The 11,775-nt window shown below is 63.6% G+C and carries 6 protein-coding genes; 1 reads left to right on the top strand and 5 read right to left on the bottom strand.

All coding sequences use genetic code 11. The features are described from left to right. Positions 1–286: 286 nt before the first annotated feature. Positions 287–1,312 carry a hypothetical protein gene (locus tag ACSFA2_RS24700; protein WP_435457977.1) on the bottom strand — a complete coding sequence of 342 codons (1,026 nt, stop codon included), beginning with the start codon at positions 1,310–1,312 and terminating at the stop codon, positions 287–289. Between ACSFA2_RS24700 and ACSFA2_RS24695 the strand changes: the two genes are divergently transcribed. Then, positions 1,296–1,517: a hypothetical protein gene (locus tag ACSFA2_RS24695; RefSeq protein WP_435457976.1), complete on the top strand. Its 222-nt coding sequence runs from the start codon at positions 1,296–1,298 to the stop codon at positions 1,515–1,517. The genes ACSFA2_RS24700 and ACSFA2_RS24695 overlap by 17 nt on opposite strands. A 40-nt stretch (positions 1,518–1,557) precedes the next feature. On the opposite strand, the gene ACSFA2_RS24690 is transcribed toward ACSFA2_RS24695, so the two are convergent. From ACSFA2_RS24690 to ACSFA2_RS24675, 4 genes are all read right to left on the bottom strand, one after another. After that, positions 1,558–2,148: a hypothetical protein gene (locus tag ACSFA2_RS24690; RefSeq protein ID WP_435457975.1), complete on the bottom strand. Its 591-nt coding sequence runs from the start codon at positions 2,146–2,148 to the stop codon at positions 1,558–1,560. A gap of 252 nt (positions 2,149–2,400) precedes the next feature. After that, positions 2,401–2,820 (bottom strand): hypothetical protein, encoded by a 420-nt coding sequence (locus tag ACSFA2_RS24685; protein ID WP_435457974.1) that lies wholly within the window; start codon positions 2,818–2,820, stop codon positions 2,401–2,403. 51 nt (positions 2,821–2,871) lie between these two features. Beyond that, the gene (locus tag ACSFA2_RS24680) at positions 2,872–11,064 is read right to left on the bottom strand and encodes a two-partner secretion domain-containing protein (protein WP_435457973.1); all 8,193 of its coding nucleotides are present in this window, start codon (positions 11,062–11,064) and stop codon (positions 2,872–2,874) included. Between the two features lie 22 nt (positions 11,065–11,086). Then, on the bottom strand, positions 11,087–11,775 hold a 689-nt coding region (locus ACSFA2_RS24675), incomplete at its 5' end, for a ShlB/FhaC/HecB family hemolysin secretion/activation protein (protein ID WP_435457972.1).

The following is an 11,775-nucleotide window of genomic DNA, read 5'->3' as shown; positions in this document are numbered from 1 at the left end:
CTGCTCGACTAGCGATTCGCAGAACAGCACAATTTATACGCAGCCGGAAACTCACGCTCAATGAAATCATTGAACTCATTCATCGAATTTATCTCGATCAACCCGTGCCCTGAATCTACTTCGATTCTTCCATTTAAGCTTACTTGGGCTTGAAGCCTAATGATGATGGATTGAAGCCACGGTAAAGAACTCGCCGCCCCGTATTCTTCGGCCTCGGTCATGTGACGAAATAGATTCCGCCGCACATTGCCTGAGGCCACTTGAGAGTCAATTTCGGAAGTGCTTATCATTTCGTTCTCACCATCTGATTTGTGGTGGCGTCGTGGATATAGCCGTGCTGCTTGAGATACTCCACCTCGCGACCGTACCCACTCAATTTCCCACCGCGTGTAAGCGCAGCAGGCGTTGGTTCAGTTGCAAGATAAATGATGTCTGAACGCGCAATGACTGCATCGAGGAATGGTTTGTTGACTTGATTCCAAAATTCTTCTGCCCCAAGCCGCCCGAATAATTCGTCCGGCGCGTTGAGTAGATTAAATCCACCTGACTTTGGCTCCAAAAATCCCCAACTCTTTGGTATGCCTAGCTGTTCATTAATGATGCTCTTGGTGTCATCCAAATAGGTCCCGAGTACTGTTGTCGTCTTTCCGGCTGTTGCTTGGATTACCGTTCCATTAGATGATGCCAGCGCTTGAGGAAACTCCGCGCCATCCCGATAGAAGTTATTGGCAACCCGCGCAGCGGCCTCATCCGACAGCGCCGCGCCTGTACGCCTGAATACGACCTCCTTCACCACTGAAGAAGTCAGTACCCGTGCTGCTGCAAACTCGCCCAGCGTCGCCACGTCAACGGCGATCAGCCCCAGTTCCGCAGCATCGCGGATCACGGGTGCCTTGTCGATCACGTTGATCGCTGTGTTGAGTTCCTTGATGCTGCGGCGGGCCTGTTGCTTCGTCTCCTCGCTGACCTTCGGGTCCAGCAGCAATTGCTCCAAGTCAACTCGGGTCTGCGCAAGGTACTGCTTTTCCAGTAGCGAACTACGCTTGAGCTCACCTGTATTGACCGCACTCTTGAGGTCGTACTCCTGCTGGACCTTGGGGGACCAGAGCACGGCGACTTCCGCGGAAGACAAGGCGGCGGCCAAGAATGCGGCTGCCAACTCGCGCCCCGGCGGCAGCGCCGGTGTGGGCAGCGCCAGCGGCAGCCAGACGAGCACGACCAAGGCGGGAATCTCGGGCATTGCGGGCGACACGACGGTGCGCAGCGACAACACCGCCGCGAGCACCGGCGCGCTGGTGAAGAACTGGAACACCGCCAGCCTCATCAAGGACGCGCAGGCGCAGACGCAGATCACGCAGGAGTTCGGGCAGCGGGCTTCGGCCGAGGTCGGTGCCTATGCCAACAAGAAGATCGAAGAAGCCAATGTGCTGTACGCGCAGGCTGCTGCTGAGACTGATCCACAGAAGAAGGCGGCGCTCTACGCTTCATCGCACCCTTTCAGGTCAGGATGCCGTTGAAGCGATCTGCTCGCGGTCGAGTTTCTGCTTTCCAGAGCGTTTATGGCAGCGCCCAGCCCTTCACATCCAGCGCAGCGTTCACTGGTGCCGCCGCAGCTAGGCCGGGGAGCTTCCTTACGCGTGCCAAGTCGTCGCTAAATTGATCGTCGATGGATGCCACTTCACTGAACCGGTTCGCATCGAAACGACCAAGGTATCGAACCTGCCCCGCAATCACCTCAAACTCCAGCGGCCGCTCAAGAGGCCTGGACCGCTTGAGTAGAGATCCGTAGTCAAGCGCCCATCCGGTTACCTGATATTTCCCGGGTGGCAATTGCAACGCAAAGGTGTTGCCTCTGCCACTTGGCCGGTCTAGCAAAATGCTCGATTCTTTGGACTGGGGCTTGCTTGCGATAACGATTCTCTCCCCTTGCGGCGAGAGGATTGAGAAGTAGGCGCCATGCGGCAGAAAGACGGCACGCTCGTAAACAGATCCCACGATGATGCCCTTGGACGAGTCCAATGCGTCAAGAGTGTATTTGGATGAAGTCTCGCGCGGGCTAGCGCAACCAACCAGCACTCCGATCGTGCAAACAGTCATACAACGCAGCAATCTCGACAAAATAAATAAGTAATTCATCATTTGATCCATCAGTATTCGAAATTAAAAACCATTAGCCCGCCAGCCGACGAAAAACGGCAGGCGATAACTCTTAGGCGCAACCACATCAGTGCGTTCGGTGCAAAGTCAAACGGCCTGCATCGGGCGCGAAATCGTCAAGATTGACTCTCAATGGATGCCATCGGACGTCAAATCGAAAGCAGCACGGCTGCTGGGCAAATCATTCGCGCTCGAATGCACGGTCGACCTGCATAATTCAGGCCACTTTTATGCAAAATAGTCTCAATTATTCAAAAAATACTTTTTGACATCTTCATTTGGAGTCATTTGAAAACACAAGTGACAAGGCCGCCCCCTGCCCAGCCAGTGATGAAGCTGCGATAAAAATCCTTCCACAAACCCAAAAGCCGTTATTTGATCTGAACCAAAAACCTCCCAAGCGCGATCGACTATCAGCACTAGGCCCGACAAACTACTTGAAAGAGAAACCATGTCATCGAACAGCAAAACATAGCTCTCCTCCATACATTCCAAGGCATGCTCAGCCCCGATTGCAGCACCAACCACCCTACAAAATTGTGACACGCCACCTAGCAAATCTCGACCGTCTACATATGCAACCAGCACGCTGTCCTTCTTAAGCTGCTCTTTTATCTCAGATAAAAATTCATCGTCCAACTTGGTTTCAAAGACAAAATGCACGCAAGCGGTCGTCGATCTAACGATATCAAAATAACCCCTCATACATCCACCCTATTTTGATGTTGCCTCGAAGCGAGTCCACCGTAACGGTTGCGCCGAGGTAGATCCATAATGATCCAAAGATACATAGAAAACACTAGGGTTTCTCGGCGAATATGCAATTCTCACAGCGCCGGCCGAATTTCCACCCAAGTCAAATATTTGATAAAGCGGCCCACCACTTCGCGGCAACTGCACTTTAGGATCATCGAATTGCAGCCACTCCCGCGTTTGTGCGGTACCTGCCGCAATTTCTTGAGTACGAAACCATACCGCCCTCTCAGCTTCACTTCCAAAAAATCTTGCTTTGAATTCATCTGTTGGTGCGAATGGATGGTCAACCTCCGGATACTCATATCCCCAACCTGGATGGGCTTGATGATTGTTCGCGACGACGTTCGCAGCCGCTTGGCCTGCGAGATCAATAAGCGCCGCGTCCCCGCCAGCCGCCGCTGCAGCCAGTCCACCCAAAAATGCAGCAAACTGAACCGTGTCAGCTTTCGAGCCATATGCCTCAGCGGCTATTCCTCCAATCGCCGCCCCCAGCGCGCCCGCCCCGCATGCGCTTCCACTGTCAGCGGTCAGTGCGCCAATAGCGCAGCCGGCCACCGCGTGAGCAAACCCCTGGGTGAGCCTATCGAGCACACCCGCCTCTTTGAGATCGCCGATGGCGAATGCAGTTTGTGCTGCAGCTGTGTCAAGGATGGCACTTTTCAGACTGTTTTTTAGGTTGTCCTCGAAGCTCCCCCCATTGATCGCCGTCCCGATCACAGCCTTGGCCGCACCGACCTGCAGATTCTGGCCAAGTTGATCGATGAAGCGTTGCGCGCCACCACCGACGGTCGGTTGACCCGTGGGGCTCAAGCCCAGCCCTTGCAACACGCCCCCCGTGATGATGGCGGTCAGCAGGCCCTTCACGTTCTCGCTGCTGCCCAGGTCGTGCAGGGCATCGCCCAGGTTGCCGCGGTTGTTGATCACGGCCACGGCCACCTGGCTCGCCAGCGTCGTGAAGCCTGCCGTGACCGCGCCTGCCGTTACCGTGCCGGCCATCCCTCCGCCGACAGCCGCGCCCGCAGAGGCTCCGGCGGCTTGTGCCGCAGGGTACGCAAAGTACGCCGCCACCAGCGTCACGATGGCCGCCCCTTCCGGTGTCAGCCCCTGCTGCTTGTAATCCCACTTCGTGTGGGCTTCCTCCACCTTCACCCAGTCCACCTTGCCGGCGAGCGTCGGGTCGCTGTTGATCTGGCTGACCCAGCCCATGCCCGGCTGCTGAGCGAGCGATTCGATGCTGTCCCTGGCACCCAGCCCGGCCTGTACGCTGTTGACGTTGGTGGCGAGCTGTCCGGCGTTGAACTGGTTGTAGTGCGTGGTCTGGTCGCTGGTGCCTTCGCCCTTGGCCTTCTGCCACATCAGGTCGCGGCCCTGGCTGGTGCTGCTTTGATCGATCTGTGTGGTCTGGGTGCCGAGGACGAGCTGGTCGGCCTCGAGGGTCAGTTTGCCGGGGGTGTTGATGGTGGTGCCGCTCATGGCCAGAAGGCCGCCCGTGCCGTCGGCTCCGGTGGCCGTGATGCTGACGTTGGCCCCATTGAGCGTGCTGCGCACCAGGCTCGTCTCCTGGCGCTGGTCGGCGTCGGTGCGCTTGGCGCCGATGCCGGTGCCGGGGTCGCGCCACCAGGTCTCGGTGCCCAGGTTCAGCTTCTTCTGGTAGTGCTCACTGGTGCTCGCGCTTTCGTTGATGGCACCGGTGATGCTGACGGTGCCGCCCCGGATGGTCACGTCCTTGGCCGCATCGACCTGCACGCCTTGCAGGGCCACCAGTTGATCGCCCTGCAGCAGCACGCCACCGTTCTTGCTTTCGATACTGGTGACGGCGGCCGTGTCGCTGTAAGAGGTGCCGGTATCCCGGCTGGCGCTCTTCTTGGGAACGACCATCGGAAGGCTGCCGCCGCCCAGGCCGAAGCCGCTCTTCTTGACGCTGACCTCACGGCTCTCGCTGCGCACGTCGCGCGCTTCGTGCAGGTCGAGCACACCGCCGGCTTGCACCAGCACGCCTTCGTCGCCACGGATCTTCACACCCTCGCCGGTGATGTTGCCGCCAGCGGTGATGGCGGTGATGCCACCTTGGAAGCTGCTGCCCTGGCTGATCGATTCTTCCAGCGTGGTACGGCTGGTGGTGGTCTTCTTGCTCAGGAAGCCACGGGTGGTGACTTGATGGGCGTCATCGACCTCCTGCGTGCGGCGTCCGGCCTGGATGTCGATGTCGCGGTCGGCATGGACGGAGAGCAGTCCACCGGTCTGCACGGCGGCCTGGCGCGCCACGATGTCGCGGTCCGCGTCGAGCATGACGCTGCTGCCCGCGCCGCTGCCGCCGACGATCTGGCTGCCGATCTCCTGGGTTTCGGCGGTGTGGCGGTAGTTCTTGCTGTTCCAGGTGATGTCTTGTGTGTTCGACGTGGTGACGGTGCCCAGATGGATGTCGTTGCCCGCATGCACCCGGGTGACGCTGTTGGCGCCGGTGTTCGAGAGGATGGCACCCACGATGTTCACATCGTTCCCCGCACTGGCGATCAGCGTCCCGCCCGGGTTCGTCACGTACACCCCGGCCACGCGGTCGATGTTCGTGCGGCTGCCTTGGCTGCTCGTCTGCGTGCTGGTCGTGGTGCGGATGTTGATGTCGCGCCCGGCAGTCAGCACCGCCGCGCTCCGCGCTTCGATGCTGCCGCCAATGTTGTTCAGGTCGTTGCGCGCGTTGATGCCCACGCTGCCGCCTGCAATGCGCCCGCCCAGGTTGTTGACGTTGTCGGCGTTGATCGACACCAGCGTGCGCCCGGCGAGGGTGCCGGTGTTGATCAGGTCGCCGGCGCCCTTGCCGTCGGCACCGCCCTGGATCACGAGCGCGTCCGCCGACAGGAGCCCGCCCGAGCCGTCGATGTCGCCGGGCTTGACGCGCACGTACACCTGCGGCACCAGCACGCGCTGGGTGCTGCCGTCGGCCAGCGTGACCTCGCGCTCGACCAGCCAGACGATGTCGCTGGTGAGCTGGGCCATCTGCGCTTCAGAGAGGGCGATGCCCGGGCGCAGGCTGTATTGCTGCGCGAACGTCAGGCCAGCGTTCATGAGGGCGGTGTACTGGTCGGTGTCGCTGGTGAAGCCGCCCAGGTAGCGGTAGCCGGTGAGCTGGGCGATCTGCTCGCGGATGAGCTTCTGCTCGTAGAAGCCGTCGCCCAGGCGCTTCAGCATGTTGTTCGGCTCCAGGCCCAGGGCGGTGAGCATGTAGTCGCTGGAGAGCCAGCTGCGGTAGCTGGCGAAGCGGGGGTCGGTTTCAATCAGGTAGTTGCCTGTCGCGGTGGTGCGGAACAAGCTGGCAGAAGGCAGCCCCGTGTCGGGCGTGCTGGTGCGCACGGCCAGCGGTGCATCGGTGGCAGCGGTGCCGGTGTCGGGCGGCTTGACCGTCGATGGCACCTCGGTGAAGGTTCGGCCGCGGCCCGATGCGGTGGCCGTGCCCGCGGCGCTGCCGTGGTCGTTGACCGATACGCCCTTGACTGGGTCCGGCTTTGGCCCGCTCGTTTCATCAACGCCAGGATCGTAGCGCCAGCCTGGGAGGGCGAAGGTGGCCACGCTGTCGGCAGGCGCGTAGGCGGTCACGATGGTTTCGTGAGAGACGTGCGGGTTCAGACCGCCGTGGTGTTCCCAGCGGCGGGTGATCGACTTGCCATCACGGCTGAGCACTTCAGCGCCGCTGCTTTGCGTGTTCTGCGGCGCCTGGTCCGTCGTGATCGTGCCGCCGGCCAGCACCTGGCTGTCTGCATTGACCAACTGGCCACTGAGCGTCATGTTGCCGCCCGCGACGATTTTCGCGGGGTCGGTGCGGGTGACGACGTCGCGGCTGAGCGTCTCGGTGTAGTTCAGTTCGGTCCATTCACGCGCGATCTGCTGAATGGCGTTGTCCGCATTGACTTCCGCGTTGTAGGTGTCAATGGCGGTGGTCAGCTGAGCGAGGGCGGTGGCATAGCTTTCATTCCATGCGGTGTAGGCCGCTTCGTAGGCCGGGCAGGTGCCCAAGGGCGAGCACCCGAAGTCCTGGGGCATCGGCATGGTCTGGCTCGGTGGCGTCACCTTGAACTCCGCGAAGCGCGCAGAGTCGCGCGGCTCGGTGGTCGTGACGTCGCTGCAGCTCGAGTTGTCGCCCGAGCCCGAGCAACTCTGGGTCGTCACGATCGTCGGTGCTGCGACCTGCCGAACACCGTACTTCTCGGGATGCAGCTTCAGCCAGATCCACTCGTTGTCGACGACGACGTAGTCGGATGCCGGGCGCGCCTGCGTTTCGCCAAGAGGAATGATTTCTTGCTTGTAGGCGCTCGATACGACTTCGCGCTGCACGTTCAAGTGTTCGTTGCTGCTGCGGATGGTCGCGGCCGACAGCCGCATGTCGCCCAGCGACTCGATGGTGGCGCTGGCGTTGTGGATCAGTGCCGCCTGCCCGATCGCTTCGCGGTTGGCATCGAGCGCAGCGCCGATGGCCATTTCGGTGCCGCTGAAGATCAGCGCGTGCTCCCGGTTGATGACTGTGTTCGCGCCGATGTCCAGGCGTCCGCGCGCGGCGATGGTTCCGCCATGCGTGCCGTCACCGTCGTTCAGCACCGCCCCCGCCGCGATGGACACGTGATCGCCGTAGATGCGACCGGTGACATCGTTGACCAGCGCTCCTGCATTGATCTGCGTATTACGCCCGTCGATCAGGCCTCGATTGGTCAGCGTCGCTGCGGCGGTCACGATGGTCGTGTCGCCGCGCATCTCTGCGTTCGCGGTGTTCTCGACGTTGTTGCCGCTGACGGCCAGAGTGCCGCCCGCGAGCAACTTGCCGTTGTTGGTCAGGTTCCCGCTGGAGGCGTAGGTCAGGTTGCCGTTCGCGCTGATTTCGCCGTTGTTCACGAGGTCCTGGCTGAAGCTGAGTTCCAGGTCTTTCCCCGACACCACCTTGCCGTCGCCGCTGAGGGAGGCCGCCTGCAGCTGCATCGCCTGGTCGGCCACCAGCGTGCCACCGGTGTTGGTGATCGCGAGCGTTCGCGCACTCGGGTTCGGGTCTGCGATGCGCAGCGTGCCGCGCGCAGAGATCAGGCCGCCGGTGTTGTCGACCTGGCCGTTGCCGACGATGGTGGTGTCGGCATCGGCGCGGATGGCGCCGGACGCATTCTTCAGTGCACCCGTGTTGATCACGACGTTCCGGCCCTCGATGCCCTGCTCGGCGCCTTGCGTGTTGGTGTTGGTCACCGTGGCGGCATTCAGCGTGGCCGTCTCCAGGGAACGAATCAGGCTGCCGCTGTTGTTGACCACCCCTGCATCGATGCGCAACGCGCCGATGCTCTGCGTCTGCCCGCCCCGGTTGTCGTACAGGCCGCCCTGCGTGTCGAGGGCCAGCGCAGACTGGCCGAGCACGATGCCACCGCTGCCATTGACGACGCCGGTCGTCGTGGCGCGCAGGTCGCCCTTCGAGCCGATGAAGCCGCCCGTGTTGTCGACAGCGCCGGTGAAGAGATCGAGGGTGCCGGCGCTGGTGATGCCGCCCTGGGCCGTTTCGTAGTTCGCTGCCTGGGTGTTCGTCAGCGCCTGGCCGTGCGTGTCGATCACCATGGCGCCGCCGGACTGCACCAGACCCGCGGTGTTGTCGAAGGCACCGGAAGCGATGGACACCGTGGTGGTGGCCGCCAGCGTGCCCTGGCGGTTGCCCAGCGTCTGCCCTTGGGTGTCGATCGACAGGCTGTGGCCGACGACCTGGCCGGCGATGTTCACGAGATCGGCGCTGTTCGTGAAGCCGGCGTTGCGCAGCACCACGGCGCCTGCGGCTTGCAACGTTCCGCCCGTGTTGGAGGTCGTGCTCGTGGTCGCAACCTGCAGGGCGCCCTTGACGGCCCGGATCGTTCCTTGCGTGTTGACCAGGCTGCCTGCGTCCAGACGGACGTCGCCGTTGGCAGCGATCGTGCCTTCGAGGTTCCTGACCGCACCGCCCGCGCGCGCCGCCAGGTCGCCCACGGCCGTGAGTTTGCCGCCGCTGTTGTCGATGTCGCCGGCGATCTCGATGGCGGTGGCGCCGTTGCCCGTCTGGACGATGGCACCGCCTTGGGTGTTGGACAGGTTCGCGGTGCGCAGCACGAGTTGCCCGGCGCTGATCGTGCCCTTGTCGTTTCGCAGCGCTTGTGTGGCAAACGAATTCGCCGTCGCAGTCAGGGTGCCTGATGCCACCACCGTCGCGTCGCGCGTCGTGATGTCGCCCTGCGTGGCCGACAGCGTGAGGTCGGTGGCATGCGTCTGGCTGCCGTCGAGGTCGATCGTCGAGCCCTGCAGCACGGCGTTGCCGCCGGCCAGGTTGCTGCCGTGCGCCGCCAGGGTCTGCATGGTCGTGACCGTCAGGTCGCCCGTGGGGCCGAGTGCCCCGTTGGAATGGACACCAGCGCCGAGCACGCCCTTGGCCGTGCTGTCGACACGCGCGGCAGTGACCGACGCGTGGCGGCCTGCCGTGATGCTGCCCTCATTGAGCAAGGTGCCTGCCACCGCCAGGTTCAGATCGTTGCCTGCGCGCACGGTGCCCGCGCTGGCGTTGTCCACGCTGGCGGCCCGAACCGACAGGTCGGCATTGCTGACCAGCGAGCCGGCCTGGTTGCTCACGCTGCCCGTGGCATCGATGGTGATCTGCCCGGCCTGCAAGGTGCCGCCACTGTTGTCGAAACTCCCCACGCGTGCACTGAAGTCTCGGCTCACGTTCAACGTGCCGCCCGCGTTGCTGAAGCGATCGCCGGTGACGGCCATCGTGCCCACGCTCAATGAGCCTCCGGTGTTGTCGATGCGCGGCGTGTTCAGCCCGATCTCGCCGCCGGCGTAGATGCGCCCGCCGTCGTTGAGCACGCTGCCGGCGGCTGCGATGGCACCCGGGCCGGTCGCTGCCGCCGGTTGCAGCGGTGTGACTTCGGTGATGCCCGCCGTGGTCGTCGCCGTGCCTGTCGTGGTGCCTGTCGTCGGGGTGGAGCCCGTTGCACCGGTGTCGGTGCCCGGTGTGCCCGATGCAGGATCCGTGGTTGCCACCGGCTCGGCCCCGATGACCCCGCCATTCGTGTTACTCAACACCGGCGCCGTGACGCTGATGTCCCGCGTGCCCGCCTGCCGGATCGTTCCGCCCCGGTTGTCGATGTCGCTCGCACCGCTCAGCTCGACCTTGGCCCCCTCGAGCGTGCCGGTGTTCTCCAGCCGCCCGGCCGCCGTCACGACGAGGCCGCCGGCACCCGCACCGATGTGGCCCGCGTTGCGCACGCCCACGCCCGCCTCGGTGCCCACCAGCGTGATCTTGCCGGCGTACATGCCACCGAGTGCGGCCACATCGAGTGCGAAGCTCGGCGCCGTGCCGTTGCCCGTCGTCGGGCTCGCCTGGCTACTGTCCGCGCTGACCTGGTTCGCACCCGTGACCACCTTCAGCTCGTTTGCCCAGATGCCCGCATTGACCTGCACGGCCCGCGCCAGGATGGCCGCGTAGTCGGTCTTGCTCGCATCCAGCCCGGCGCCGTCGATGCTGACAGTGCCGCCGCGCACGACGAAGCTGTCGAGCCCGCCCTGGGCGTTGAACTGCGGCGTGCCGGTGGTGAGGGTCGCGCGTGTCGTGTTGATGAAGCCCCCGCCATCGACCTGGATGCCCGCCGGGTTGGCGATGATCACCTCGGTGCGCGGGCCGGCCACTTCCACGTAGCCGCGCAGCTGGCTCGGGTTGGCGCTGTTCACCTCATTGAGGATGACGCGCGCCGAGCCGGTCGCCAGCCATGGGTTGCCCTGTACCCAGCCGCCGAGTTGGGTCTGGGCGTTGCCGCGGCTGTTGTTGAGGACGACGCCGTTGCGCTGCACGTCGAACTGCGAGTAGGTGTTGCGCGAGACGCCGGCGGCGCTGGGGGTCTGGATGTTGACCAGCGGCACGCCGTTGGGCGCGGCCAGCACGGTCGGGCGTTGGCCGCCAGGGGCACCGGGGTCGGCCACGATCTGGGCGTGCAACGGCGCGCTCATCAAGGCACCCGCGAGCGCTGCCACGCTGACGGCGGCGCTGCTGGCGCCTGCGCCGCCGCTGGTGGCCTTGCGCGCGCCACGGCCGGTGCTCCTGGCCGTCTCCTGCACCACCATGCGCAGGCCGCGCGCTGCGTTGAAGACGATGCGGTGTAGATGCTTGTTCATTTTTTGTTCTCTCCCTGGCGGTTCAGAAGCTGTAGTTCAGGTTGAAGCCCGCAGTGGTCTTCGCGGTGCGATAGCCCTCGGGCTTGTGGATGGGCGCACCGACGAACATGTCGTAGCTCAGTCCCTTGAGGGCATCGAGCGCACCGCGCAGGCCGATGACGCCGCCGGTCAGGCGCTTGCCCAACAGGTACTGCATCGACGGACCGCCGACCTCCCCGTGGTCGATGCCCGCATACAGCTCGGCCCCGCTCGCGCCGAGCGCGCCAAGGGCCCAGCCGATGTCGTTGCGCACCAGCCAGCCGCGCTCGGCCATCAGGCTCGTCTCGCCGTCGAAGCCCCGCACGGTGTAGCGCCCGCCGATGGAGAAGCGGTCCTGCGGTGTGAGCGGGGTGCGGTTCCATTGCGCGCGCCACAGCGCCGTGTAGCGCAGCTTCTGCGTGCCGAGCTGGAAGGGCAGGTTCAGGTTCGCGTCGGCGGCGATCAGGCGGAAGCGCGAGCTGCCTTCGCCGAAGAACTCCTCCGGGGCCGGCATCGCCCCGAAGGCACCGGTGCCACGTCGGACCTGCAGATTGGCGTCGAGCGTGGCCTGGCCGATGAATTCGCGGTGGTTCGCACCCAACTCCCAGCCGGCGACGACGCGCCGCTGCACCTCGATCTCGGTGTCGTCGATGTAGTTGTTCGACGCGCGACGGAAGCCGCGCAGCCACAGGG

The organism is Variovorax cryoconiti, assembly GCF_051216395.1.
Lineage (GTDB): Bacteria > Pseudomonadota > Gammaproteobacteria > Burkholderiales > Burkholderiaceae_C > Variovorax.
The sequence above is the reverse complement of the archived record's forward strand: the minus strand, read 5'-3'. Positions and strand labels throughout refer to the sequence as shown.

Coding starts and splice junctions, on each gene's coding strand:
- ACSFA2_RS24690 (WP_435457975.1), bottom strand. CDS start 2,148: ATGGATCAAATGATGAATTACTTATTTATTTTGTCGAGATTGCTGCGT.
- ACSFA2_RS24680 (WP_435457973.1), bottom strand. CDS start 11,064: ATGAACAAGCATCTACACCGCATCGTCTTCAACGCAGCGCGCGGCCTG.